This window comes from Pantoea sp. S62 (assembly GCF_016658625.1).
Taxonomy (GTDB): Bacteria; Pseudomonadota; Gammaproteobacteria; order Enterobacterales; family Enterobacteriaceae; genus Pantoea; species Pantoea vagans.
In genome coordinates, this window is sequence record NZ_JACVVI010000002.1 from 364,235 (window position 1) to 389,294 (window position 25,060).

The 25,060-nt window shown below is 56.0% G+C and carries 22 protein-coding genes; 8 read left to right on the forward strand and 14 right to left on the reverse strand.

The window, feature by feature from the left end; genetic code table 11:
- Positions 1–138 precede the first annotated feature (138 nt).
- Positions 139–678 carry a hypothetical protein gene (locus IBT54_RS04220; protein ID WP_201251612.1) on the forward strand — a complete coding sequence of 180 codons (540 nt, stop codon included), beginning with the start codon at positions 139–141 and terminating at the stop codon, positions 676–678.
- A gap of 407 nt (positions 679–1,085) precedes the next feature.
- Positions 1,086–1,628, forward strand: a complete 543-nt coding sequence (locus IBT54_RS04225) for a glycine zipper 2TM domain-containing protein (protein WP_201251613.1) — start codon at positions 1,086–1,088, stop codon at positions 1,626–1,628.
- Between the two features lie 132 nt (positions 1,629–1,760).
- Here the strand turns inward: IBT54_RS04225 and mfd are convergent, their stop codons facing one another.
- Together mfd and IBT54_RS04235 are read right to left on the reverse strand one after the other, a co-directional pair.
- Positions 1,761–5,204, reverse strand: a complete 3,444-nt coding sequence (gene mfd, locus IBT54_RS04230; RefSeq protein WP_201251614.1) for a transcription-repair coupling factor — start codon at positions 5,202–5,204, stop codon at positions 1,761–1,763.
- A 227-nt stretch (positions 5,205–5,431) separates the two neighbouring features.
- Positions 5,432–5,641, reverse strand: a complete 210-nt coding sequence (locus tag IBT54_RS04235; protein WP_013357479.1) for a hypothetical protein — start codon at positions 5,639–5,641, stop codon at positions 5,432–5,434.
- 247 nt (positions 5,642–5,888) lie between these two features.
- On the opposite strand from IBT54_RS04235, the gene lolC reads away from it, so the two are divergent.
- The 4 genes from lolC (at position 5,889) to cobB (ending at position 10,009) form a co-directional block, all read left to right on the forward strand.
- The gene (gene lolC, locus IBT54_RS04240) at positions 5,889–7,088 is read left to right on the forward strand and encodes a lipoprotein-releasing ABC transporter permease subunit LolC (RefSeq protein ID WP_013357480.1); all 1,200 of its coding nucleotides are present in this window, start codon (positions 5,889–5,891) and stop codon (positions 7,086–7,088) included.
- Positions 7,081–7,785: a lipoprotein-releasing ABC transporter ATP-binding protein LolD gene (gene lolD, locus IBT54_RS04245; RefSeq protein ID WP_161736345.1), complete on the forward strand. Its 705-nt coding sequence runs from the start codon at positions 7,081–7,083 to the stop codon at positions 7,783–7,785. Before lolC ends, lolD begins: the two co-directional genes overlap by 8 nt.
- Entirely contained in the window at positions 7,785–9,029 is a 1,245-nt protein-coding gene (gene lolE / locus IBT54_RS04250; protein WP_033782665.1) for a lipoprotein-releasing ABC transporter permease subunit LolE, read from the forward strand. Before lolD ends, lolE begins: the two co-directional genes overlap by 1 nt.
- A gap of 146 nt (positions 9,030–9,175) precedes the next feature.
- A complete protein-coding gene (cobB, locus tag IBT54_RS04255) occupies positions 9,176–10,009 on the forward strand; it encodes a Sir2 family NAD+-dependent deacetylase (RefSeq protein ID WP_201251615.1) in 834 nt (277 codons plus the stop codon).
- A gap of 324 nt (positions 10,010–10,333) precedes the next feature.
- On the opposite strand, the gene potD is transcribed toward cobB, so the two are convergent.
- The 4 genes from potD to potA are packed head-to-tail and all read right to left on the reverse strand — an operon-like array spanning position 10,334 to position 14,118.
- Positions 10,334–11,377 (reverse strand): spermidine/putrescine ABC transporter substrate-binding protein PotD, encoded by a 1,044-nt coding sequence (gene potD, locus IBT54_RS04260; RefSeq protein ID WP_095707368.1) that lies wholly within the window; start codon positions 11,375–11,377, stop codon positions 10,334–10,336.
- An 11-nt stretch (positions 11,378–11,388) separates the two neighbouring features.
- Positions 11,389–12,162 (reverse strand): spermidine/putrescine ABC transporter permease PotC, encoded by a 774-nt coding sequence (potC, locus tag IBT54_RS04265; RefSeq protein WP_013357485.1) that lies wholly within the window; start codon positions 12,160–12,162, stop codon positions 11,389–11,391.
- Positions 12,159–13,010, reverse strand: coding sequence for a spermidine/putrescine ABC transporter permease PotB (potB, locus tag IBT54_RS04270; RefSeq protein WP_201251725.1), 852 nt, complete (start codon positions 13,008–13,010; stop codon positions 12,159–12,161). Before potB ends, potC begins: the two co-directional genes overlap by 4 nt.
- A complete protein-coding gene (gene potA / locus IBT54_RS04275; RefSeq protein ID WP_201251616.1) occupies positions 13,003–14,118 on the reverse strand; it encodes a spermidine/putrescine ABC transporter ATP-binding protein PotA in 1,116 nt (371 codons plus the stop codon). Before potA ends, potB begins: the two co-directional genes overlap by 8 nt.
- 313 nt (positions 14,119–14,431) lie before the next feature.
- Between potA and pepT the strand changes: the two genes are divergently transcribed.
- Positions 14,432–15,661, forward strand: a complete 1,230-nt coding sequence (gene pepT / locus IBT54_RS04280; RefSeq protein ID WP_095707365.1) for a peptidase T — start codon at positions 14,432–14,434, stop codon at positions 15,659–15,661.
- Between the two features lie 73 nt (positions 15,662–15,734).
- On the opposite strand, the gene IBT54_RS04285 is transcribed toward pepT, so the two are convergent.
- The 8 genes from IBT54_RS04285 to rluE form a co-directional block, all read right to left on the reverse strand.
- Positions 15,735–16,859, reverse strand: coding sequence for a cupin domain-containing protein (locus IBT54_RS04285; protein WP_013357489.1), 1,125 nt, complete (start codon positions 16,857–16,859; stop codon positions 15,735–15,737).
- Positions 16,860–16,916: 57 nt separating this feature from the next.
- A complete protein-coding gene (gene phoQ / locus IBT54_RS04290) occupies positions 16,917–18,377 on the reverse strand; it encodes a two-component system sensor histidine kinase PhoQ (RefSeq protein WP_013357490.1) in 1,461 nt (486 codons plus the stop codon).
- A gap of 2 nt (positions 18,378–18,379) precedes the next feature.
- On the reverse strand, positions 18,380–19,048 hold the full coding sequence (phoP, locus tag IBT54_RS04295; protein ID WP_003849836.1) for a two-component system response regulator PhoP: 669 nt from the start codon (positions 19,046–19,048) through the stop codon (positions 18,380–18,382).
- A 104-nt stretch (positions 19,049–19,152) separates the two neighbouring features.
- The gene (gene purB / locus IBT54_RS04300; RefSeq protein WP_201251617.1) at positions 19,153–20,523 is read right to left on the reverse strand and encodes an adenylosuccinate lyase; all 1,371 of its coding nucleotides are present in this window, start codon (positions 20,521–20,523) and stop codon (positions 19,153–19,155) included.
- 44 nt (positions 20,524–20,567) lie between these two features.
- Positions 20,568–21,209 carry a high frequency lysogenization protein HflD gene (gene hflD, locus IBT54_RS04305; protein ID WP_033732295.1) on the reverse strand — a complete coding sequence of 214 codons (642 nt, stop codon included), beginning with the start codon at positions 21,207–21,209 and terminating at the stop codon, positions 20,568–20,570.
- 42 nt (positions 21,210–21,251) lie between these two features.
- Positions 21,252–22,364 carry a tRNA 2-thiouridine(34) synthase MnmA gene (gene mnmA / locus IBT54_RS04310; protein WP_201251618.1) on the reverse strand — a complete coding sequence of 371 codons (1,113 nt, stop codon included), beginning with the start codon at positions 22,362–22,364 and terminating at the stop codon, positions 21,252–21,254.
- 42 nt (positions 22,365–22,406) lie between these two features.
- A complete protein-coding gene (locus IBT54_RS04315) occupies positions 22,407–22,880 on the reverse strand; it encodes an NUDIX domain-containing protein (RefSeq protein ID WP_033782677.1) in 474 nt (157 codons plus the stop codon).
- 44 nt (positions 22,881–22,924) lie between these two features.
- A complete protein-coding gene (gene rluE / locus IBT54_RS04320) occupies positions 22,925–23,587 on the reverse strand; it encodes a 23S rRNA pseudouridine(2457) synthase RluE (RefSeq protein WP_201251619.1) in 663 nt (220 codons plus the stop codon).
- 104 nt (positions 23,588–23,691) lie between these two features.
- On the opposite strand from rluE, the gene icd reads away from it, so the two are divergent.
- A complete protein-coding gene (gene icd / locus IBT54_RS04325) occupies positions 23,692–24,942 on the forward strand; it encodes an NADP-dependent isocitrate dehydrogenase (RefSeq protein WP_013357495.1) in 1,251 nt (416 codons plus the stop codon).
- The last annotated feature ends 118 nt before the right edge of the window (positions 24,943–25,060 follow it).

The window sequence follows — 25,060 nt, forward strand, 5'->3', positions numbered from 1 at the left end:
TTTGCACAATGATTTGGCCAGCCATTTTGTTTAATAGTTGCATCGACCCATAAAGACTGTGCAACGCAACAGGCACCCGGATCCGACATCATTAAAATAATCCCATTTTTATTTCAGTTAAATTAAGGACAATAAACAATGGCGGCAAAAATCATCATCTCCGGATTGATAGCACTATTATTGAGTGGCTGCACCACAGGTTTCAGACCTTCTCTGGATGATTATAAAGAACAGGATGCGGCCCGGATTCGCGTCGCTTCAGAGGGCAATACGGCTCTTCAGTTCTTTGAAAAGCAGGGTTCAGGTTGCTATAAAAAAGTACTGGAACGCCGTATTACTTCTGGCTTTGCCATTCTGGGTATCCCTGTCACAGGGAATAAACGAATAGGTATGCCAGCCTCATCTGATAATAATGGTGTTTTCATCAATGAGTTCACCCTGAAGCCGGGACAAATGATTCGGATCATCCACTACTGGACTGAGACTGGGTACTACCAGAACACTCAAAAATCTGTCACTGCTGAATTTATTCCTCAGGCTAACCATGACTACGATATCGTGGTCAGAGGCTCTGAATATTCAGGCGATAGCGTGTCCATCAAAAATCTCACTCCAGACGGCGCCTTAGTGGGCTGGAGCGACGTGAAGGAATGCCCGTCAGAGAGTATTTTTGATTAGTTTTCTCTTCCTTCATTCCTGAAGCCTGGTTGCTTCAGCAATGAATGTCCACGTTTACGGCATAGTCAGTAACCTGCTTACAGGTAGCGATGGAAATGCCGTTACCAGAACAGGCAGTCAGCGTCTTTATAACGCTTTGTAAAGGTTTATCACATTGATTTAAATACTTAAATTTCTGGCTTAAATCGGTACCAGTAATAATTCGCTGTACCTCAGAACTCTCCTAAAAACTGGCCCTGATAGCAAAGTGACCAATTTCCTCCATTTATCTGATGTTGCATTTTCGGTCCATCTGTAAAACTTCATCTCAACAAACACGGCGCGTCGCGCACGCCGGTTATACCTCAGTTACTGAGGATGCTTTAACAGCAGGATTGCGCGGTAACACTTTTCAGGAGGAACTTCCTGTGAATAAATCAATGTTAGCGGGTATCGGTATTGGTGTGGCAGCAGCGCTGGGTGTTGCCGCCGTAGCGGGCATGAACGTGTTTGATCGCGGTCCTCAATACGCTCAGGTACTGGCTGCAACGCCAATCAAAGAGAGCATTAAACAGCCACGTCAGGAGTGCCGTAATGTCACTCTGACGCACCGCCGGGCCGTACAGGATGAAAACCGTCTTGCTGGCTCTGTATTAGGTGCAGTGGCAGGTGGAGTGCTGGGTCACCAGTTCGGTGGCGGTCGCGGTAAGGATGTTGCGACGGTAGCAGGTGCATTGGCAGGCGGTTATGCGGGTAATCAGGTCCAGGGCGGACTGCAGGATCGTGATACCTACACGACAACCGAACAGCGCTGTAAAACAGTGTATGACAAACAAGAGAAAAAACTGGGATATGACGTGACCTATAAAATAGGCGATCAGCAGGGTAAAATCCGTATGGAAAATGACCCCGGCACGCGTATTCCACTGGATCGCAATGGTCAGCTGATTCTCAACGGTGACCAGGCGTAATTGGGCAAAGCTTTGCCGCACTCGCGGCCACACAGCACGACGTAATGAAAAAGGCGCATCTCAAAGATGCGCCTTTTTTATCGCCATTTTCCCGCACTTTACCGATTAGCTCAGCAAAGCGCGGGCAGAGGGTTACGCCTGATGCTCAGCCAGTTGTGAAACGAAGCCCTGCACCCAATCCATACGGATTTTTCTTTCCGACAGCTCGCGGGTAAATCGCAGGCGTGTTGGCCCATCCAGTTTCCACTGCTGCGGCTCTTTCTGCAGCAGACTAATCAGCCATGCCGGATCGACCTTGTTCTGCGGCGCAAAATCGAAATAGCCACCTTTGTCGCTGGCTTCAATCTTACGCAGACCGACCGCGCGGGCTTTCAGGCGAATAATCGCCACGTCCAGCAGATTACGCGCAGGGTCAGGCAGCAGGCCGAAGCGGTCGATCATCTCAACTTTCAGCTCCTGCAACTCCTCTTCAACCTCCGCGCTGGCAATGCGCTTATAAAGTGAAAGACGGGTGCTGACATCCGGGATAAAGGTCTCGGGCAGCAGCGCTGGCATGCGAAGTTCCACCTCGGTCTGGTTGCTGGTGAGATCCTCCAGTGATGGCTCGCGACCCGCTTTCAGCGCATCCACGGCATTTTCCAGCAGCTCCATGTAGAGCGTGAAGCCCAGCGTCTCCATCTGTCCGCTCTGCTCATCACCCAGCAGTTCGCCCGCCCCGCGAATCTCCAGGTCATGGGTTGCCAGCGCAAAGCCGGCGCCCAGATCTTCGAGTGAGGCGATCGCCTCCAGGCGTTTATGCGCGTCCGTGGTCATAGACTTCGGATGCGGCGTCAGCAGCCAGGCATACGCCTGATGATGCGAACGACCGACGCGACCACGGAGCTGATGCAGTTGCGCCAGACCAAAGTGATCGGCCCGCTCAATGATGATGGTGTTAGCGGTCGGAATGTCGATTCCGGTTTCGATGATGGTGGTACAGACCAGCACGTTGAAACGCTGATGATGGAAATCGTTCATCACCCGCTCCAGTTCACGCTCACGCATCTGTCCATGACCAATCGCCACCCGCGCTTCCGGCACCAGATCGCTGAGGCGCTGCGCCGCTTTCTCAATATTTTCGACGTCGTTGTAGAGGTAGTAAACCTGGCCGCCACGCAGAACTTCACGCAGAATCGCTTCACGGATCACCAGATCGTCGTATTCACGGACAAAGGTTTTTACCGCTAAACGGCGGGCAGGCGGGGTAGCGATAATTGAGAGATCGCGCATGCCGCTCATGGCCATGTTCAGGGTGCGCGGGATCGGCGTGGCGGTCAGGGTCAGGATGTCCACATCGGCACGCATCGCTTTAATGCGCTCTTTGTGACGCACTCCGAACCGGTGCTCTTCATCGACAATCAGCAGGCCAAGGTCGTGCCATTTCAGATCGCTCATCAGCAGCTTGTGGGTGCCAATCAAAATATCGATCTTGCCCTCGCTGGCCTGTTCCAGTACCTGCGCCTGCTCTTTGGCGGTACGGAAGCGGGAGAGCATCTCAATGCGAACCGGCCAGTTGGCGAAGCGATCGCGGAAGTTATCGTAGTGTTGCTGTGCCAGCAGGGTAGTCGGCACCAGCACGGCCACCTGTTTGTGGTTTTCTACCGCCAGAAACGCCGCGCGCATCGCGACTTCGGTTTTACCGAAGCCCACGTCGCCGCACACCAGTCGATCCATCGCCAGCGGCTGACACATATCGCTCAGCACGGCATTGATCGCCTGTGCCTGATCGGGCGTAGTTTCAAACGGGAAACTTTCGCAGAACAGCTGATACTGCTCGCGGTCATGCTTAAAGGCAAAGCCGGTTTTAGCGGCGCGCTGGGCATAGATGTCCAGCAGCTCAGCCGCCACATCGCGTACTTTCTCCGCCGCTTTCTGCCGCGCGCGTGACCAGGCATCGCTGCCCAGCTTATGCAGTGGCGCGTTATCGTCAGCCCCGCCCGCATAGCGGCTGATCAGGTGCAGCGATGAAACCGGCACATAGAGTTTGGCGTCATTGGCGTAAGAGAGCATCAGGTATTCCGCCTCAATGCCGCCTGCTTCCAGCGTAGTCAGGCCGATATAGCGGCCCACGCCGTGCTCCAGATGAACCACCGGCTGGCCGGGATGCAGCTCCGCCAGGTTACGGATCAGAATGTCCGGGTTAATGGTGCGACGGGTATCCTGACGGCGACGGCTGACGCGTTCGCCCAGCAGATCGCTTTCGCAAATCAGCGCCCGGTTGCCCTGGGTATCGATAAAACCGCGCTCGCTGGCCCCGATCATCAGCGTGAAACGATCGTCGACGGTTTCATCAAAACGGTGCACCGGCTGAGGACGCAGTTTAATCCGTGCCAGCAGCTCCTGCAGGCTCTCGCGGCGGCCTTCACTCTCTACCGAGAAGACCACGGCGCCGCTGAAGGTCTCAATAAACTGCCGCAGATGATCGAGCGGCGCTTTCGCCTGCGCCTGAACGGTTAGGTCTGGCAGCGGGGTATAACCGAGATTGGTGTTGGCAGCTTTGGCAGGCAGCACCTCATTGGTCATCTGGATGCGCGGCCAGGCTTTCAGTTCACCCATTAACGCATCGGGACGCAGCCACAGGGTGACCGGCTCCAGCAGCGGCCGCATCGGGTCCACCCGGCGGTTCTCATAGCGCGCCTCAGCATCCTGCCAGAAGCGGGTGGCGCTGCCTTCGAGGTCGCCGCAGTTCACAATCAGGGTGTTGTCAGGCAGATAGCTGAACAGGCTGGGTAACGGCTGCTCAAAGAACAGCGGCTGCCAGTATTCGATGCCCGCGGGCAGCGTGCCTTTGCTGACCTGCTGATAGATGTGCTCCGACTCGCGGCGCACATCAAAAATTTCGCGCCAGCGGCTGCGGAACAGCTCAATGGCGGCTTTGTCGCTGGGAAATTCATGCGCAGGCAGCAGGTTAATTTCTGCCACCGCTTCCAGCGTGCGCTGATTATCGACGTCGAACAGACGCAGGCTGTCGATCTCATCATCAAAAAAGTCGATGCGATAGGGCTGATCGCTGCCCATCGGGAACAGGTCGAGCAGGGCGCCGCGCGTGGCGTATTCGCCGTGCTCCATGACCTGATCGACATGACGATAACCCGCCTGCTCAAGCTGATCGCGCAGCCGGTCGCGTGACAGCTTTTGTCCCTGCTTCATCACCAGCGCATGACCGTGCAGGAAACTGTGCGGACAGACGCGCTGCATCAGGGTGTTGACCGGCATGATCAGCATGCCGCTCTGCATCACCGGCAGTTGATAGAGGGTCGAGAGGCGCGCGGAGATAATATCCTGATGCGGCGAGAAGCTGTCATACGGCAGCGTCTCCCAGTCGGCGAGGTGCACCACCGGCAGATCGGTAAACTGACGGATTTCATCCAGCAGACGCAGGGCGGTTTGGGTATCGGGGGTAATCATCAATACCGGGCCAGCATGACGTTCGGCAATGCTGGCACACTCTACCGCATGTGCAGCGCCGATGAGCTGGCCGAGCTGGCGGTGATCGCCGGATTTAACGGGCAGGGTATAACGAGTCTGTTCGGGCATGGGATCTCGGGGTTGCTCCATTTTTCCAGGACGTAATCATTCCATATTATGTCAGGGGGATCACCTTTGCGGCACAATTTTCCTGCCGCGCCGCGCTGAACACGGGGATCGGTCAGCCATTACCGGGCGTCGGCGGTAATACAGCGGATAGAGAGAGGATAGACGAGTCTGGAGCGGGATCAGAAAAAACCGCCGTCGCTCTGCAGCGACGGGGTTAAACGGGCATTCTATTTTATGGATTGCTGTGTGTAATACATGCGTGGGCGGTCGATATTTGCCCAGGATAACTCCTGCTCAGGATGATAGCTGAGGTTGCCGTCGTCCCACTTTACGTAGTAGCCGGCTGGTGCGCTTCCCTGCTCAAAGACGTTGATGATTTCGCCTCTGATTTCCCCGGATTGATGTTTAACGATACTGCCTTTGGGAAATTTCAACATGGTCGCTACCTCTATCGCTGTGCGATAAATACCCTCTTATCCTGTTACAGATTGTAGTCTACGCGCCAGGGCGCTGGATAATCAGCCAATAAGCGATGGCTTTATCGTCTATTCTGCGGCTTTGGTCGTGAATGTGACGTATCCTGACGCAACTTTGCTGCCGACTCAGAGGGTTAGAGGTTTCATAAAGCGAGCCGCTCCTTTATCATCCCACTACCTATTTTCAGGCAACGGCTTACTGGATTCCATGTATCAACCTGTCGCGCTATTTATCGGTCTGCGTTACATGCGCGGACGAGCATCGGATCGCTTCGGTCGCTTTGTCTCCTGGCTCTCAACGATTGGCATTACGCTCGGCGTGCTGGCGATGGTCACCGTGTTATCGGTGATGAATGGTTTTGAGCGTGAACTCGAAGGCAATATTCTTGGCCTGATGCCTCAGGCGCTGATCACCAGCGACAAAGGCAGTCTCAATCCCCAACAGCAACCCGCTGACTCGCTGAATCTGCAGGGTGTCAGCCGCATCGCGCCGCTGACCACCGCCAGTGTGGTGCTGCAAAGCCCGCACAGCGTCTCGGTTGGCGTGATGCTGGGCATTGAGCCGGATGAAAAGGATCCGCTGACGCCGTTCCTGGTGAACACCCAGCAGAGCGTGCTGCAGGCCGGGCAGTACAATGTGATCCTCGGTGAACAGCTGGCGTCACAGCTTGGCGTAAAACGTGGCGATCAGCTGCGTCTGATGGTGCCGTCGGTCAGCCAGTTTACCCCGATGGGACGCGTGCCGAGCCAGCGTCTGTTTACGGTGGCAGGCACCTATGCCGCCAACAGCGAAGTCGATGGTTATCAGATTCTGGTTAATCTTCAGGATGCGTCGCGCGTAATGCGCTATCCGGCCGGGAATATTACCGGCTGGCGGCTGTGGCTGGATAAACCGCTATCGGTTGACAGCCTCAGCCAGCAGACGCTGCCCCAGGGGCTTGTCTGGAAAGACTGGCGTGAGCGCAAAGGCGATCTCTTCCAGGCGGTGCGCATGGAGAAGAACATGATGGGCCTGCTGCTGAGCCTGATTATCGCTGTGGCCGCTTTTAACATCATCACCTCATTAGGCCTGCTGATCATGGAGAAGCAGGGCGAAGTGGCGATCCTGCAAACCCAGGGCCTGACGCGCCGGCAAATCGTGGCGGTGTTTATGGTGCAGGGTGCCAGCGCCGGAATTATTGGCACGCTGCTCGGCACGCTGCTCGGTGTGCTGCTCGCCAGCCAGCTCAACAATTTAATGCCGGTGATTGGCCTGTTCCTCGATGGTGCCGCGTTGCCGGTTGATATCAATGTGTGGCAGGTGGTCACCATCGCCCTCAGCGCGATGATTGTGGCGCTGTTGTCTACGCTCTATCCTTCGTGGCGCGCTGCCGCCGTTCAACCTGCTGAGGCTTTACGTTATGAGTAACACTCCTTTGTTGCAGTGCCGCGACCTGTGCAAACGCTATCAGGAAGGCAGCGTGCAGACCGATGTGCTACGCAATGTGGCTTTCAGCCTTCAGCCCGGTGAACTGACGGCGATCGTCGGCAGCTCCGGTTCCGGTAAAAGTACGCTGCTGCATCTGCTGGGCGGTCTGGATGCGCCGACGTCGGGCGATGTGGTGTTTGATGGTCAGTCGCTGAACGCCATGTCCTCGTCGGCCAAAGCCGAGCTGCGCAACCGCGAGCTGGGCTTTATCTATCAGTTCCACCATCTGCTGCCAGACTTCAGCGCGCTGGAGAACGTGGCGATGCCGCTGCTGATTGGCAAAATCGCGAAAGCAGAAGCGCAGGATCGCGCCCGCGAGATGCTGGCCGCCGTCGGGCTGGACCACCGTGCCGCGCACCGGCCGTCTGAGCTGTCCGGCGGCGAGCGTCAGCGCGTGGCGATCGCCCGTGCGCTGGTCAACCGACCACGGCTGGTGATGGCGGATGAGCCCACCGGTAACCTGGATGCGCGCAACGCCGATGCTATTTTTGAACTGCTGGGCGAGCTGAACGTTCGTCAGGGCACCGCCTTTCTGGTGGTGACGCACGATCTGATGCTGGCAAAACGCATGACGCGTCAGATGGAGATGCGTGATGGTCAGTTAAGCGATCAGCTCACTCTGGCAGGAGCGCTGTAATGGGTTCGTCGTTATCCCTGTTGCTGGGCCTGCGCTTCAGCCGTGGACGCCGTCGTGGCGGCATGGTTTCGCTGATTTCGGTGATCTCCACCATCGGGATTGCGCTGGGCGTGGCGGTGCTGATTATCGGCCTCAGCGCCATGAACGGTTTTGAGCGTGAGCTGAATAACCGCATTCTGGCGGTGGTGCCGCACGGTGAAATCGAGGCGGTTAATCAGCCGTTCCAGCACTGGCAGTCGATGATTGCGCCGATTGAAAAGGTGCCCGGCATTGCGGCGGCAGCCCCCTATGTCAACTTCACTGGCCTGATTGAGAGCGGTGCCCGGCTGGAAGCGCTGCAGGTGAAGGGCGTTGATCCTGCCCAGGAGCCGCGCCTCAGCGCACTGCCACAGTTTGTCGCCGGTAACGCCTGGTCCTCTTTTGCCGCCGGTAAGCAGCAGATCATTCTGGGCGGCGGCATTGCTGAATCGCTGAAGGTGAAGCAGGGCGACTGGATCACCATCATGATCCCGAATAACGATGGTGATAACAAACTGCTTCAGCCAAAACGCATTCGGCTGCAGGTCAGCGGTATCCTGCAACTCAGCGGCATGCTTGATCACAGTCTGGCGCTGGTGCCGCTGGCCGATGCGCAGCACTATCTGGATATGGGTGACAGCGTCTCTGGTATCGCGCTGAAGATGACCGACCCGTTCCAGGCCGTCAAACTGGTGCGCGATGCCGGTGAAGCAACCCGTTCTTACGTCTACATTAAGAGCTGGATTGGCACCTACGGCTATATGTACCGCGACATTCAGATGATCCGCGCCATCATGTATCTGGCGATGGTGCTGGTAATTGGTGTCGCCTGCTTTAACATCGTCTCCACGCTGGTGATGGCGGTGAAGGACAAGAGCAGCGATATCGCGGTGCTGCGTACCCTCGGCGCGAAAGACCGGCTGATCCGCGCCATCTTTATCTGGTACGGTTTGCTGGCGGGCCTGCTGGGCAGCGTCAGCGGCGTGGTCGCGGGCGTGCTGGTGGCGCTGAATCTGACCTCACTGGTGCGCGGGCTGGAGTCAATCACCGGTCATCATCTGCTGGCAGGAGATATCTACTTTATTGATTTCCTGCCCTCGGAACTGCACTGGATTGACGTGTTCTCAGTACTGATTACCGCCATTCTGCTGAGCCTGCTGGCGAGCTGGTATCCGGCCAGACGCGCCAGCCGCATTGACCCGGCTCGGGTACTAAGCGGTCAGTGATAAAAATGCGGCGCGAGTGATTTCGCGCCGCATCTGTTTAAGACCTTTGCTGTTGGGTCATGCCCTCAGCAACCGTTACTATCGGGTGATGTTAACCCGGAATCTGTTTAGAGCGGCTCGCCGCAGCTGCTACGCCAGGAGATTTTATGCGTACACCACGTCGCCGCATACGACTTGCCCGCCTGAAGAAAACCCGGAGAAAAGTGCATCAGCGCTTTCGCCAGCGCATTTTTGAGCGCGATCGTCAGGCCGAACTGGCCGCTCATCCCCAGCCGCATGTTGTGGTGCTGACCGGCGCAGGCATTTCCGCGGAGTCCGGCATCCGGACCTTCCGCGCGGCTGATGGCCTGTGGGAAGAGCACCACGTTGAAGACGTTGCCACGCCCGAAGGCTTTCAGCGCGATCCCGCGCTGGTGCAGCGTTTCTACAATGCGCGTCGTCAGCAGCTGCAGGAAGCCGACATCCAGCCCAATGCCGCCCATCTGGCGCTGGCGGAGCTGGAGCAGGTGTTAGGCGATAATTTCCTGCTGGTCACGCAGAACATCGACAACCTGCATGAGCGTGCCGGAAACAGCCGGGTGCTGCATATGCACGGTGAGCTGTTAAAGGTGCGCTGTGTCACCAGCGGTCAGGTAATTGAGTGGACCGGCGATATCACGCCGGACGATCGCTGCACCTGCTGTCAGTTCCCCTCTGCGCTGCGACCGCACGTGGTCTGGTTTGGCGAGATGCCGCTGGGTATGGAGCAGATTTACCAGGCGCTGGAACAGGCCGATTACTTTATCGCTATCGGCACGTCAGGCCATGTTTATCCGGCCGCGGGCTTTGTGCATGAGGCCAAACTGCAGGGCGCGCACACCGTTGAGCTGAACCTGGAGCCGAGCCAGGTGGGTAACGAGTTTGCCGAACGGCATTACGGCCTGGCGAGCGAAGTGGTGCCGGAGTTTGTTCATACCCTGCTGCGCGGGCTGTATAAGTAGGCGGGGCGGCGATGGCCGCCCGAGGTTGCTGACAAAGTCTGCCACGGCCAGCTGTAAGACCGTGTATGCACAGGGAACACGGTCAGATCGGAAAGTCGCTCAAACCATCCATGGCCGCTCGTCCCGCGCGATTACGCACCTCATCCCTGAGGTGCGCCCGTTACCGGGCCAACGCGTTGCGTTGTTCAAAAACGCTCCCGGCGTTTTTGTCCCTGGCGCGGGACGCTTTCCTCCTCTGCCTGTTTTCCCTGCGCTTTTAGCTAATGCATTGCTGCCAAAGCAACCCTCATTGGGTTTGTCAGCAGTCTGCCCCTTTAATCAATTTTAACGGCCCGCTTTAAGCTGCTGGAACAGGGTTTCGTACTGAAGGCTGGCGTCGCCCACATCATCCTGCCATTCACCGTGCTTAATTACGTCAGCAGGTGGATAGAGTGACGGATCGTTCGCCACGGCGGGTGGTAGCAACGCCTTTGCCGCGAGGTTCGGTGTAGGATAGCCGATAGTTTCCGCCACTTTCGCCGCGACGTCAGGACGCAGCAGGAAGTTAATCAGCTTCAGCGCGCCTGCCTTGTTCTTCGCGTTAGCCGGGATCGCGAGGTTATCCATCCAGAAAATGCCGCCCTCTTCAGGCCAGACGATCGCTAATGGGGTGCCCGCCTGACGTGCGACATACGCTGAGCCATTCCAGAGCATGCCCAGATTCACTTCGCCTTCCATATAGGGATTACCCGGATTATCAGAGTTGAAGGCCAGCACATTGGGCATCAGCTTTTTCAGTTCAAGATATGCCGCTTTGATCTGCTCAGGATCGCGGGTATTGCCGGAGTATCCCAGCTTGCGCAGCGCCATCTGGAACACTTCGCGCGCGTCGTCGGTCAGCAGCAGGCTTTGCTTATATTCCGGCTTCCACAGATCGGCCCAGCGGGTCACGCTTTTCACGTCGATCTCATCGGTATTGACACCGATTGCCGTCGCGCCCCAGATATAGGGAATCGAATAGTTATTGTCAGGATCGAAGGGTTTATTCAGCAGGTCGGGATCGAGGTTGCTGAAGTTGCTGAGCTGGCTTTTGTCGATCTTCTGCAGCATCCCTTCGTTACGCATTTTTGCCACGAAGTAGGTTGACGGTACGACCAGATCGTAAGCGCCATCTTTCCAGGTTTTCAGCTTGGCGTACATGCTCTCATTGGATTCATAGGTCGAATAGATCACTTTAATGCCGGTCTCTTTCGTGAACTGCTCCAGCAGCCCTGGCGGCACATATTCGGTCCAGTTGTAAAAATAGAGGGTATTACTGTTGTCTGCCTGCGCCACGTTCATACCCAGCAACAATGCACCTGCCGCCAGCCAGTGAGATCTCTTTTTCATCCTCAATCCTCTTATTTATTTCTGTCACGCAGCAGCCACTGACTGGCCGCGACCAGCAGCAGTGACAGCAGCATTAAAATAGTGGCCAGCGCATTCACTTCCGGTGAGACGCCAACTTTTACCATTGAGTAGATCTTCAGCGGTAAAATCTCAAACGTCGGACCGGTGACAAAGGAAGAGACCACCACATCATCCATCGACAGGGTAAAGCTCAGTAACCATCCGGCGGCGACGGCTGGCATCGCCAGCGGCAGAATGATTTTGCGCAGAATGGTAGTTTCGCTGGCCCCCAGATCTTTGGCTGCTTCCAGCATGCGCACATCAAAGCCTTTCAGGCGTGAGTAGACGGTAATCACCACAAACGGCAGGCAAAATGTAATGTGGGAAAAGAGCAGTGACCAGAAGCCCAGCGAAATGCCCAGCAGCATAAACAGCACCAGCAGGGAGATAGCCATCACAATGTCCGGCGACATCATCACCACGAACAGCATGCCACTGACAAAGGGCTTGCCGCGAAAACGATAGCGAAAGAGAGCGACAGCGGTGAGTGCGCCGATCAGTGTGGCACAGCTGGCTGAGAGCACGCCCATGATTAGCGAGTGCTGCGCCGCCTGAATCAGACTGTCATTGTTCAGCAGCAGGCTGTACCAGCGGGTCGTGAAACCCTGCCAGTTAATGCCAAAGCGGGAGGCGTTAAACGAATTCACGATCAGAATAACAATTGGTATATAGAACCAGGCGTAAATAATCGCCATAAAACTGCCGCGTAACAGGCGTGCCATCATCCTAAATCCACCCGGTTATTCAGCAGTCGCGCCGCGCGCCAGTAAATCAGCAACAGCAATCCCATCAACAGCGTCATCACAATGCTGGTAGCCGCGCCAAATGGCCAGTCGCGGATGTTGAGGAACTGACTTTTGATGACGTTGCCAATCAGCAGATTCTTTGCGCCGCCCATCAGGTCGGCGACGTAGAACAGCCCCATCGCCGGGATCAACACCAGCAGACAGCCCGCAATAATGCCCGGCATGGTCAGCGGCAGAATAATACGGAAAAAGGTCTGCAGCTTACCGGCACCGAGGTCGCGCGCCGCTTCCAGCAGCGGTTTATCCAGCTTCTCCAGGCTGGAGTAGAGCGGCAGCACCATAAACGGCAGCAGAATGTAGATCAGCCCGAGGATCACCGCTTCCGGGGTATACATGATGCGAAACGGCTTATCGATCAGCCCCAGCGACAGCAGGAAATCATTCAGCCAGCCACGGGTGCTGAGGAAAATTTTCAGGCCGTAAATACGGATCAGCGAGTTGGTCCAGAAAGGCACAATTAACAGAAACACCATCAGCGGACGCAGGCGCGGTGTGAGTTTTGTCAGACACCATGCAAAGGGATAGCCGAGCAGCAGACAGCCGATCGTGGCAATCAGCGCCATGCTCAGCGAGTGCAGCAGCACCTGCGCATAAAGCGGGTCGAGCAGCCGGGTGTAATTACTGAAGGTCAACACCGCGCTGACGAAATGTGCATCATCGCGCGTCAGAAAACTGGTGACAAAAATCATCAGGTTGGGCACAAAGACGAACAGTGCCAGCCAGCCGACAATCAGGGCGATGATCCCCTTCTGAAAACCATTACGCATCCGCTTCATAGGGCAGTACCACCTCCCATCCCGGCACCCAGCTCACGGCCATCTTCTGATTAAGCGAGTGATCAACGTCCGGGTCATCTTCATTAAAGAACTCGCTGACCGTAACCAGCTTACCGTTCTCCAGCTCTACCGAAGACTCCAGCGTCATGCCTTTGTAATTACGTTCGCGCACATAGCCAATCAGGCCATCTGATGCGCTGTCACCGTGGATCTCCTGCACACGCAGATCTTCCGGACGCAGCAGCACATGAAGCCGGTCACCCACGCTGACCGGGAAAGCACAGTGGATCTCGTACTCGCGTCCTTCGACCCGGGCACGCACGTCTGGCGCGCCGTTGCTGGCGAGCACTTCAGCATCAAAGACATTAATTTCGCCGATAAAGCGGGCAACAAACAGGTTTTCGGGCTCTTCGTAGATTTCGCGTGGCGTACCGTCCTGCACGACCTTGCCGTCGCGCATGACCACGATGCGATCGGACATGGTCAGCGCCTCTTCCTGATCGTGGGTGACAAAGACAAAGGTGATGCCGAGCTTACGCTGCAGGGCTTTCAGCTCGTTCTGCATCTGACGGCGCAGCTTATAGTCCAGCGCAGAGAGGGATTCGTCCAGCAGCAGCACTTCAGGACGATTGACTACTGCGCGGGCAATCGCCACACGCTGTTGCTGGCCGCCAGAGAGCTGATGCGGGCGGCGATCGGCAAAGCTTTCCAGCTGCACCATTGCCAGCGCGTCATTGACTCTGGTCGTTATCTCCGCCGCCGGGGTTTTCTGCATCCGCAGGCCAAAGGCGACGTTTTCATATACCGTCATATGCGGAAACAGCGCATAGCTCTGAAACACGGTATTGACGTGACGGTGTTCGGCCGGCGTATCAGTAATGTCCTGATCATCGAGCGAAATACGGCCGCGATCTGCCGCTTCCAGTCCGGCAATCAGGCGCAGAATGGTGGTTTTGCCACAGCCCGACGGGCCCAGCAGGGTGATGAACTCACCGTGATGGATGGTCAGGTTAAAATCATCAATGATGGTCTTACCATCAAAAGCTTTACTGATGCCAGAAAGCGTAACCAGCGCCTGCTGTGCGCGTGTTTGCGTCATTTTAGTCTCAGTCTGTCTAGGGTCGAACAGGTAACAGCATAGCCGCTCAGCGCAGCCAGCCAGCAAAGAGGGGCGGATGATACCTGAAAAATAAGGCATTGCCATGTTTTGCCCGCCTGGCCGCGGCAATTTGACCGGCTGTTAACAACATTGCGAGGTTTGCCGCAACAATCACGTAATCAGGCGTTTTTTTCGGGCTTATTACTTTCACAAAGGTCACTGACAGCGCTAACCTGTCTGCGAATGATTTTACGCAACGTTGTGACCGGCGGGTCTGTGAATAATACCGGACGGCACTTTTAAAGGATGGGATATGGAACAGTTACTTGAGCGCTTTTTAAGTTATGTGGCAGTTGAGACACAGGCTAAGCCGCAGGCGCGCCAGGTGCCCAGCAGTGAAGGGCAGTGGACGCTGGCGCGTCAGCTGCAGGAGGAGCTGCTGGCCCTGGGTTTTGTTGATGTCACCCTGAGCGATCACTGTTGCGTCATGGGCACACTGCCCGCCAATGTTGACTGGCCGACGCCAGTTATCGGTTTCATCTCCCACATGGATACGTCGCCTGATTTCACAGCGAAACATGTGAATCCGCAGATCATCGAAGATTATCGCGGTGGCGACATTGCGCTGGGTAATGGCAATGAGGTTCTGTCACCGGTGATGTTCCCGGTGCTGCACAAGCTGATTGGGCATACGCTGATTACCACCGATGGCAAAACCCTGCTGGGCGCGGATGATAAAGCGGGTATTGCCGAGATTATGACGGCGATGGCGCAGCTGGCTAGCAGCGATACGCCGCACGGCGCGATCCGTGTCGCCTTCACGCCCGATGAAGAGATCGGTCGCGGCACCTCTCACTTTGATGTGGAGGCGTTTGCCGCCGACTGGGCCTACACCATTGATGGCAGCGACCTGGGCGAGTTTGAGTATGAGAACTTCAATGCCGCCTCGGCTACGGTCAAAATCGTCGGTAACAACGTGCATCCAGGCTCCGCCAAAGGCGTGATGGTCAATGCGCTGGAGCTGGCTAACCAGTTTCATGCGGCTGTACCGGCCGGCGAAAAACCGCAGTACACCGACGGCTATCAGGGCTTCTACCATCTGCACCAGATCAAAGGCAGCGTTGAACACGCCGAGATGCTCTATATCATTCGTGACTTTGAAACCGGGAGTTTCGAACAGCGTAAACAGACGCTGCTGCAGATCGCCGCGGAGATCAACAAAACCCTGCACCCGGACTGCTCGGTCACGGTTGAAATCACTAACAGCTATCGCAACATGCGTGAAAAAGTCGAGCCGTTCCCGCATATCATTGATCTGGCTTTGCAGGCGATGCGTGACTGTGGCATTGAACCAGTAGTGAAACCGATTCGTGGCGGCACCGATGGGTCGTCACTGTCGTGGAAAGGGTTGCCTTGCCCGAACATCTTTACCGGGGGCTATAACTATCACGGCAAGCATGAGTTCGCGTCGCTGAATATCATGGCGAAGTCAGTGGAAGTCATTGTGCGTCTGTCAGAACTGGCAGCACAGAAGAAGGATTAAATGAAAAAAGGCTCTCTGCCAGTAAAAGCCAGAGAGCCTGTTTCAGCCGCAGCGCACGGTTCCGCGCTGCGGGTTATTCCTCGCCGAAGTACCAGTAACCAGCGTTCACCAGACCGGCGATCTGCGCCAGCACGGCCGGATCATCCAGCGCATCTCCCAGGTCGTCGAGCGTGATGCGATAGTGATTCGCCAGAACCGCCATGACATCGGGGCGTGAACACTCAACCCGCTCACCATTGATATAAACAGCATCACCAATCGTCAGGACACGCAGGCCACCCAACCGGCTCAGGGCATCGCCCTGTTGCAGCGCATCATAAATCTCATCAGGCTGATAAGGCGGTTCCGGCGGCGCGACGTCGAGTTCGTGGCGTGACTGCGAAATGAATTCGCCGAACCACTGCTCAAACTGCTCCGGCTGATTGACCACATCCAGCATCAGCTGGCGCACGCCTTCAATCTCCTGCGGCAGGATCTGCGACGGGCAATCGCGTGCAGGCACATCCGGATCGCTGAAGCGCAGGCTGCCCAGCTCGTTGGCCAGGGCGTAGTCGGCAAAGCCGCTGATTAACTCACGACCGCTGGGGGCGCGGAAACCAACCGAGTAGTTCAGGGCGTTTTCCAGCGAGTAGCCTTCATGCGGGAATCCTGGCGGAATGTAGAGAATATCGCCCGGCTCCAGCTCTTCATCGATGATGGCATCGAAGGGTTCAACCTGCAGCAGGTCCGGATGCGGACAGTGCTGCTTCAGCGCCACTTTTTCACCGACGCGCCAGCGACGGCGGCCCGTACCCTGAATAATGAAGACATCATACTGATCAAAATGGGGACCGACGCCGCCGCCAGGCACGGCAAACGACACCATCAGGTCATCGACACGCCAGTCAGGCAGGAAGCGGAAAGGGCGCATCAGCGCGGCAGAGGGTTCATGCCAGTGATTGACCGCCTGGACCAGCAGCGACCAGTTGTTCTCTCCCAGGTGATCATAGCTCTCAAACGGGCCGTGGCTGACCTGCCATTTGCCGTCCTGATGGCTGACCAGGCGGCTGTCCACCTCGTTTTCCATTGCCAGTCCGGCCAGTTCATCCGGTGAAAGAGGATCAACGAAGTTTTTAAAACCACGCTTCAGCACGACCGGGCGTTTCTGCCAGTAGCGCTGAATAAAATCGGGCCAGTTAATATCGAGCTGATAGTCCATACAAGGGTTCCGCTTAGGGCTGTAAATGCCAGCTAGTATAACAGCCCGGACGGTTTTCTACTCGCGACGATGTTCGACTTCCTGGCGCTGAAAAACCACTTCCATACGTGTTCCGCCAAGCGCACTGCTGGTGGCGATGACGTTACCCTCATACTGTTCCAGAATATCGCGCACCACCGCCAGACCTAATCCCTGGCCCGGACGCAGCGTATCGGCGCGCTGCCCCCGCACAAACACTAAATCGCGCTTGCTCTCAGGAATACCCGGGCCATCGTCGTCGATATAGAGATGCAGCGCCTTTTCGCTCTGATAAGCACTGACTTCGATAAATTCCAGGCAGTACTTGCAGGCGTTATCGAGTACGTTACCCAGCACTTCCATAAAGTCATTCTGGTCGCCCACAAAGGTCAGCTCCGGTGAGATATCCAGCGTTATCGCCACGCCTTTGCGCTGATAAACTTTATTCAGTGCCGAGCAGAGACTGTCGAGCAGACCGGAAACGGAATGAAGGTCGCGCTGCAGCGGATTGTGATCGGCCTGCATACTGGCGCGATGCAGGTAGTATCCCACCTGCTGTGAGATGCGGCTTATCTGCTCCAGCATCACTGGCTCCGCCTGTTCCACCGTCAGCTCTTTACCATTGCGCAGCGATCGCAGGGTGCTCTGCAACACGGCCAGCGGCGTTTTCAGGCTATGGGTCAGATCCGAAAGGGTGGTGCGATAGCGGGTGTAGCGCTGCCGTTCATTGGTCAGCAGCAGATTGAGGTTGCGCACCAGACTGCGCAACTCCTGCGGCGGATTATCCGCCAGATTTTCACGCTGACTGGTCTCCAGTTCGCGCACCTGTTGTGTCAGCGCACCAATTGGCCGCAGACTCCAGTGCGCCGCCAGCCACAGCAGCGGAATAATCAGTATCAGGTTAGCCGCCAGTACATAGCTGAACCACGACCAGACCACATCAGAGTGCTGCAACTCCTGCGGAATAGAGTCGACCACAACGATGGTGAGCGCGGGCAGATTCGTCGTGGCATCGTAACGGTTAACGGCCACCGAGTGGGTAAAGGTGTCGTTACTGTCGGTGTCCCAGTCATTAAGCCGTTGCTTAGCATTGAGATTATTGCCCATCGCGACCATGCTGGTGCGGTTGCTGGTATCGATCTCGTAAAAGTCGGGCTTCAGCAGCCATTCGCGGCGGATCTTTTTGCGAATATCCGGCACGTCGCGTTGCTGCCACAGCAGCTTGCCGTGCTCATCGTAGATGAAGACCAGCGTCGGAAAGTTCAGCGTCATGCGTTCCGGCTGCGCGATGGTGAGCTTGTTGTCATGCCATTGCGCCAGCGTAAAGAACAGATTGCTCTCGCCGCGCATCACCCGGTAGGTATTTTTATCGAAACTCACCACATAGCCAATGACTGCGACCATGCCGTAAGAAAGAGAGAGGAACAGAACTATCGCTGCGGAGGCCAGCAGAAAGCGGGCGCGCAGCGAAATAGGGCGGTAACGATTAAACCAGGACATGGTCAGAGATCAAAGCGGTAACCCTGGCCACGCACGGTGGCAATGACATCAGTAGGGTGCAATGCCAGAATCTTTTTGCGCAGACGACCCATCAGAACGTCGATGGTGTGGCTTTCACGCAGTTCAGCGTCAGGATAGAGCTGCAGCATCAGCGAGTCTTTGCTCACCACTTTGCCCGCATTTCGGATTAGCGTCTCGACAATGGTGTACTCAAAGGCGGTGAGTTTTACTGGCTCTTCATTCACCGTCAGTTCACGGCGTGAGAGATCGACCTGAAACGGGGCCATATCGATGATTTGCGACGCATGACCGCTGTTGCGGCGCATCAGCGCCTGCAGGCGTGCCGCGACCTCTTCAATGTGAAACGGTTTGGTGACGTAGTCATCCGCACCGGCTTCCAGCGCTTCGACTTTCGCCTGCCAGCCCTCACGGGCGGTCAGCACCAGAATCGGCTGACGCACGGCATCACTGCGCCAGCGGCGAATCAGCGACATGCCATCTTCATCCGGCAGGCCGAGATCCACCAGCGCAATATCGGGCAGATGTTCGCGGAGAAAATAGTCAGCTTCTTTGGCGTCTTCGGCGGCATCGACCTGATGGCCCATGTCACGTAACTGGACGGCGAGATGATGGCGCAGCAGGGCATTGTCTTCAACAACCAGAACACGCATAGAAATTCCTTACACTCTGTTTGAGTCAACCTGCAGAAAGTATACGCGAAATGTATTAAACAAGATGTTAACGCAGACCGGACTGGGCCGGTCTGCGGCGGGCATTATTTCAGATCGTCAACCATCTGGATAGCGCGACCAATATAGTTTGCAGGCGTCATCTGCTTCAGACGCACTTTTTCCTCTTCCGGCAGCGCCAGGCTGTCGATAAAGGCCTGCATGCCGGCAGCATCCACGCGTTTGCCGCGCGTCAGCTCTTTCAGCTTCTCATACGGCTTCTCAATGCCGTAACGACGCATCACCGTCTGGATCGGCTCTGCCAGCACTTCCCAGTTATGATCCAGCTCGTCCTGCAGACGATCGCGGTTCACTTCCAGCTTGGAGATACCTTTCAGCGTCGCCTGATAGGCGATCAGCGCATAACCCACGCCCACGCCGAGGTTGCGCAGCACGGTGGAGTCGGTCAGGTCACGCTGCCAGCGAGACACCGGTAGTTTGCTGGCCAGATGCTGCATCACGGCATTCGCCAGGCCCAGATTGCCTTCGGAGTTTTCGAAGTCGATCGGGTTCACCTTGTGCGGCATGGTTGAGGAGCCGATTTCACCCGCAATGGTTTTCTGTTTGAAATGGTTCAGCGCCACATAACCCCAGATATCACGATCGAAATCGATCAGGATGGTGTTAAAGCGGGCGATGCAGTCGAACATCTCGGCGATATAGTCGTGCGGTTCAATCTGCGTGGTGTACGGGTTCCAGGTAATCCCCAGCGAAGTAACGAATTTCTCGCTCAGTTCATGCCAGTCCACTTCGGGATAGGCGGCAATGTGGGCATTGTAGTTACCGACTGCGCCATTGATTTTACCCAGCACTTCAATCTGCTTAAGCTGACGTAACTGACGCTCCAGACGGTAGGCGACGTTGGCCATCTCTTTACCCATGGTCGATGGCGTCGCCGGCTGGCCGTGGGTGCGTGAGAGCAGCGGAATGTCACGGTATTCGCTGGCAAGACCTTTCACGGCGCTGATCAGCTGGTCCCAGTAAGGCAGGATCACGTCACGGCGGGCCGTTTCCAGCATCAGGGCGTGCGACAGGTTGTTGATATCTTCAGAGGTGCAGGCGAAGTGGATAAATTCAGAGACGGCGTGCAGGGCAGGGAGATCGGCCACTTTCTCTTTCAGGAAATACTCAACCGCTTTCACATCGTGGTTGGTGGTGCGCTCAATCGTCTTGATGCGGGCGGCATCGTCTTCTGAAAAACCGGCGACAATTGCATCAAGGAAAGCGTTTGCGTCGGCATCAAATGCAGGAACTTCCTTGATCTCTGCGGTCGCGGCCAGTTTTTGTAACCAGCGAACTTCAACCTCAACGCGGAATTTCAGCAGACCGAACTCGCTGAAAATCGCACGCAGCGGGCTGACTTTATCGCCGTAACGACCATCGACAGGTGAGACGGCGGTCAGAGAGGATAATTCCATCAGTGCAACTCCTGAATCATTTAGCAGTGTTTTGCCGCACCGACTTAGTAAGTCAGTGGCAGCCGGGATAAGAGGGTTTTCGCTTCACGCAGCAAACGCTGGCGCGAGAACATCAGTTGCAGTCGGCCACCGCCGACCTGCTGCCACAATACGGCAGCGCGGATACCGGCTAACAGAGTGGCACGCACTTTACTCTGAACCTGCGTATTCTGCAGCACAGCAGGCGAACCGGTAACCTGGATACGCGGGCCAAGCGGGCTGATCACATCCACATAGATGCCAGCCATCGCGCTGAGGATGGTGTCTGACTCCAGTTCATAATGTGCCAGCTGGCGATCCAGCTGCGTAATGCGCTGTGCCAGCGTCGCCATGGCGGATTTACTGGCGCTGAGCTTGCGCTCCAGCACCATCATGCTCAGGGTGTAACGCGTCAGTTCAGCGCCTGCGCCCTGGCGACTGCTGCTGTTCAGCACCGCCATCAGGGTTTCAAGTCCGAGGCGCAGGTTGGCTTCATTGTTGCCGAATACCGCCAGCGTGGAGCCAGGATTCAGGTCCAGTACGCTGCGCAGCGACACGGTCAGCGCTTCGGGCTGGCAGTGACCCTGCTGAGCCAGCTGCTGCACCAGATGGGCGGACTGACAGATGCCCGCCAGCGCCAGCGTGATTTCCTGATAATTTTTCGCCACGGTTACTCCTGTTTACGCGTCATCAACGCGGGCTAAGCCCGTTTACTCCGCCACTAACGGCAGGCGCTGTTCGATAATACCGCCACCGAGGCAGACATCGCCAAGGTAAAAGACCGCAGACTGACCTGGCGTGACCGCAGCAACCGGCTCGTCAAAGCGCACCTCAATCCGATCGTCGCCCTGCGGAATAATCTCACAGGGAATGTCGGTCTGACGATAGCGGGTTTTCACAGAGCAGTGCAGTGGGACGGTAATCGGCTGACGATTAACCCAGTGCAGCTGCTGCGCAATCAGGCCAACGGACATCAGACGCGGATGATCGCCGCCCTGGGCGACAATCAGACGGTTACGCGCCACATCTTTGTCAACCACATACCAGGGATCATCTTTGCTCTCTTTCAGGCCGCCGATACCCAGACCTTTACGCTGTCCCAGAGTATGGTACATCAGCCCCTGATGTTCACCGACGATCTGGCCTTCCGTGGTTTCTATTTCGCCTGGCTGAGCCGGGAGATAGCGCGCAAGGAAGTCGCGGAATTTGCGCTCGCCGATAAAGCAGATGCCGGTCGAGTCTTTTTTCTTCGCGGTGATCAGGTCCAGCTGTTCCGCAATGCGGCGCACTTCCGGTTTTTCCAGCTCGCCGACCGGGAACAGACTTTGGGCAATCTGTTCGTGGCTCAGGGTATAGAGGAAATAGCTCTGGTCTTTGTTACCATCCAGTCCGCGTAACAGCTGGCTCTGACCATCGACGTCCTTGCGGCGCACGTAGTGACCCGTGGCGATGAAATCTGCGCCCAGGTCTTCCGCTGCGAACTCCAGGAACGCTTTGAATTTGATCTCTTTATTGCAGAGGATATCGGGGTTAGGCGTGCGGCCTGCTTTGTACTCTTCGAGGAAATGCTCAAAGACGTTATCCCAGTACTCTGCGGCAAAGTTAACTTTATGCAGCTTCATACCGAGCTTGTCGCACACAGCCTGCGCATCCGCCAGATCGTCCGCGGCGGTACAATACTCCTCGCCATCGTCCTCCTCCCAGTTCTTCATGAACAGGCCTTCAACCTGGTAACCCTGCTGCTGCAGTAACCAGGCGGAAACGGAAGAATCGACGCCGCCGGACATACCGACGATCACTTTTTTCTGGCTGTTGTCAGACATGACACGCTCGCATTACGATAAAAAAACAGGCGGCGCATTCTATCATGCAGAAGGCAGACGCGCACCCTCGTGAAACGGCCACTGGAACGGGCTGACCAGATGTAGCGGGTAGCGCGTGCCCTGTTGCCAGAGGCGTACGCTTTCCGCGACCAGTGGCGAACGCAGGTTAGATGCAGTGAGAATCTGCGCTGGCGGTAGCCACCAGCAGCAATCGATGTCGCTGTCCTGCGGCTGGGTTGGCGCTTTTTTGGCCAGATCCACGCCAAACAGAAAACGCACAAAAGGCGTACTGTCGGGCGCGATCCACTGGTTTATCCCGATGAAATAGTGCATCGATGCCGCGATGCCGGTCTCTTCATAGAGTTCGCGTTCGGCGGCTTCCAGCAGCGTTTCATCCGCTTCGAGATGTCCGGCAGGCTGGTTCCAGGTGGCACGACCGTTGATCGTCTCTTCCACCACCAGCAGTTCACCTTCGGCCTGAACCAGACAGGCGACAGTAACATGAGGTTTAAACATCACTTCTCCGCAATTGTTAACCTGAGGTTATAAAAAATCGGTTTTCAGGTGGGGCTCTCGCTGATTTCACGCCACGTACCTGAAGCCAGATCGTCGAGTGAATAGCTCCCCATGGCGTAGCGGATTAACCGCAAGGTGGGAAAGCCAATATGGGCTGTCATGCGGCGCACCTGACGATTACGGCCTTCATACAGTGTGACTTTCAGCCACTGCGTCGGGATATTTTTGCGCTCGCGGATTGGCGGCTGACGCGGCCAGAGCCACGCCGGCTCAGCCACTTTTTCCACGCCAGCGGGCAGCGTCATGCCATCTTTCAGATTAACCCCATCCCGCAGAGGCTGCAGATCCGCTTCCTGCGGATCGCCTTCCACCTGCACATAATAGACCTTGCCGGTGCGTTTGCCGGGCTGCGTCAGCGCGGCCTGCAGGGCACCATCGTTGGTCAGTACCATCAGGCCTTCGCTGTCGCGGTCAAGGCGGCCCGCGGCATAAACGTCTGCGACGCTGACAAAATCTTTCAGGGTGCGGCGGCCCGCTTCATCAGTGAATTGCGGCAAAACGTCGAACGGTTTGTTAAACAGAATGACACGTCGTGGAGCAGCAGGGCGGGCAGGCGCACGTCGCGCATCACGCGTCGGGCGGCTGAATCGTTTATCCTGGTGAATTCGTTGAGTTGTTTTTCGCATGGGCTTTGCAGTCAGAAACATTCGGCGCATTATAACGTGAAATTGCGGTGATTGGCGTGACGGAAATATTCAAGTAGTATTGACGCGCATCTTACAAATCATTAACAAACGCCCAGGAGAGGTTAATGGAAAGCAAAGTAGTAGTTCCGGCGGAAGGTCAGAAAATCACCCTGAATCAGGGCAAGCTTACAGTGCCAAACAATCCGGTCATTCCTTACATTGAGGGTGACGGTATCGGTGTTGATGTTTCCCCGGTGATGCTGAAAGTCGTCGACGCGGCGGTGAAGAAAGCCTACAACGGCGAGCGTAAGATCTCCTGGATGGAGATTTACACGGGTGAGAAGTCAGTTGAACTCTACGGTCAGGACGTCTGGCTGCCACAGGAAACGCTCGACTTAATCAAGGAATATCGCGTGGCTATCAAAGGCCCACTGACCACCCCGGTCGGCGGCGGTATTCGTTCACTGAACGTAGCACTGCGTCAGGAGCTTGACCTCTACGTCTGCCTGCGTCCGGTACGTTACTACAAAGGCACGCCAAGCCCGGTTAAACGCCCTGAAGAGACCGACATGGTGATCTTCCGTGAAAACTCCGAAGATATCTATGCGGGTATCGAGTGGAAAGCGGGCTCTGCCGAAGCGGACAAAGTGATCAAATTCCTGCGCGAAGAGATGGGCGTGAAGAAAATTCGCTTCCCTGAGCAGTGCGGTATCGGCGTTAAGCCGTGTTCAGAAGCGGGTACCAAACGTCTGGTGCGCGCCGCAGTGGAATACACCATCACCAACGATCGTGATTCACTGACCCTGGTTCACAAAGGCAACATCATGAAGTTCACCGAAGGCTCTTTCAAAGACTGGGGATACCAGTTAGTGAAAGACGAGTTCGGCGGCGAACTGATCGACGGCGGCCCGTGGATGAAGTTCAAAAACCCGAACACCGGTAAAGAGATCATCGTTAAAGATGTGATTGCCGATGCGTTCCTGCAACAGATCCTGCTGCGTCCGGCAGAATATGACGTTATCGCCTGTATGAACCTGAACGGTGACTACATCTCTGACGCCCTGGCGGCGCAGGTTGGCGGTATCGGTATCGCACCAGGCGCTAACATCGGTGATGAGTGTGCACTGTTCGAAGCAACCCACGGTACTGCGCCTAAGTATGCCGGTCAGGATAAAGTGAACCCAGGTTCAGTGATCCTGTCAGCAGAAATGATGCTGCGTCATCTGGAGTGGTTCGAAGCGGCTGACCTGATTGTTAAAGGTGTTGAAGGCGCTATCGCTAACAAGACCGTGACTTACGATTTCGAACGCCTGATGGATGGCGCTAAACTGCTGAAATGTTCAGAGTTTGGTGACGCGATCATCGAAAATATGTAATTAGTTTTACAAAACATATAGCCAACACGAATGTAAAAATCGTGTTGGCTTTTTATTTCACGCCTTCTTTCCCCAAAACTTCCCCAAAACTCTTCCCCAAAACTGTCTATAAAACCAC

What these genes read in the sequence shown, in the direction of transcription:
- potA (WP_201251616.1), bottom strand. Translation starts at nt 14,118, where the DNA reads ATGACGCAAACACGCGCACAGCAGGCGCTGGTTACGCTTTCTGGCATC.
- icd (WP_013357495.1), top strand. Translation starts at nt 23,692, where the DNA reads ATGGAAAGCAAAGTAGTAGTTCCGGCGGAAGGTCAGAAAATCACCCTG.
- potB (WP_201251725.1), bottom strand. Translation starts at nt 13,010, where the DNA reads ATGCGTAATGGTTTTCAGAAGGGGATCATCGCCCTGATTGTCGGCTGG.
- purB (WP_201251617.1), bottom strand. Translation starts at nt 20,523, where the DNA reads ATGGAATTATCCTCTCTGACCGCCGTCTCACCTGTCGATGGTCGTTAC.
- lolC (WP_013357480.1), top strand. Translation starts at nt 5,889, where the DNA reads ATGTATCAACCTGTCGCGCTATTTATCGGTCTGCGTTACATGCGCGGA.
- IBT54_RS04285 (WP_013357489.1), bottom strand. Translation starts at nt 16,859, where the DNA reads ATGGACTATCAGCTCGATATTAACTGGCCCGATTTTATTCAGCGCTAC.
- IBT54_RS04315 (WP_033782677.1), bottom strand. Translation starts at nt 22,880, where the DNA reads ATGTTTAAACCTCATGTTACTGTCGCCTGTCTGGTTCAGGCCGAAGGT.
- pepT (WP_095707365.1), top strand. Translation starts at nt 14,432, where the DNA reads ATGGAACAGTTACTTGAGCGCTTTTTAAGTTATGTGGCAGTTGAGACA.
- mnmA (WP_201251618.1), bottom strand. Translation starts at nt 22,364, where the DNA reads ATGTCTGACAACAGCCAGAAAAAAGTGATCGTCGGTATGTCCGGCGGC.
- potC (WP_013357485.1), bottom strand. Translation starts at nt 12,162, where the DNA reads ATGATGGCACGCCTGTTACGCGGCAGTTTTATGGCGATTATTTACGCC.
- phoP (WP_003849836.1), bottom strand. Translation starts at nt 19,048, where the DNA reads ATGCGTGTTCTGGTTGTTGAAGACAATGCCCTGCTGCGCCATCATCTC.
- potD (WP_095707368.1), bottom strand. Translation starts at nt 11,377, where the DNA reads ATGAAAAAGAGATCTCACTGGCTGGCGGCAGGTGCATTGTTGCTGGGT.
- IBT54_RS04220 (WP_201251612.1), top strand. Translation starts at nt 139, where the DNA reads ATGGCGGCAAAAATCATCATCTCCGGATTGATAGCACTATTATTGAGT.
- cobB (WP_201251615.1), top strand. Translation starts at nt 9,176, where the DNA reads ATGCGTACACCACGTCGCCGCATACGACTTGCCCGCCTGAAGAAAACC.
- phoQ (WP_013357490.1), bottom strand. Translation starts at nt 18,377, where the DNA reads ATGTCCTGGTTTAATCGTTACCGCCCTATTTCGCTGCGCGCCCGCTTT.
- mfd (WP_201251614.1), bottom strand. Translation starts at nt 5,204, where the DNA reads ATGCCCGAACAGACTCGTTATACCCTGCCCGTTAAATCCGGCGATCAC.
- IBT54_RS04235 (WP_013357479.1), bottom strand. Translation starts at nt 5,641, where the DNA reads ATGTTGAAATTTCCCAAAGGCAGTATCGTTAAACATCAATCCGGGGAA.
- lolE (WP_033782665.1), top strand. Translation starts at nt 7,785, where the DNA reads ATGGGTTCGTCGTTATCCCTGTTGCTGGGCCTGCGCTTCAGCCGTGGA.
- rluE (WP_201251619.1), bottom strand. Translation starts at nt 23,587, where the DNA reads ATGTTTCTGACTGCAAAGCCCATGCGAAAAACAACTCAACGAATTCAC.
- lolD (WP_161736345.1), top strand. Translation starts at nt 7,081, where the DNA reads ATGAGTAACACTCCTTTGTTGCAGTGCCGCGACCTGTGCAAACGCTAT.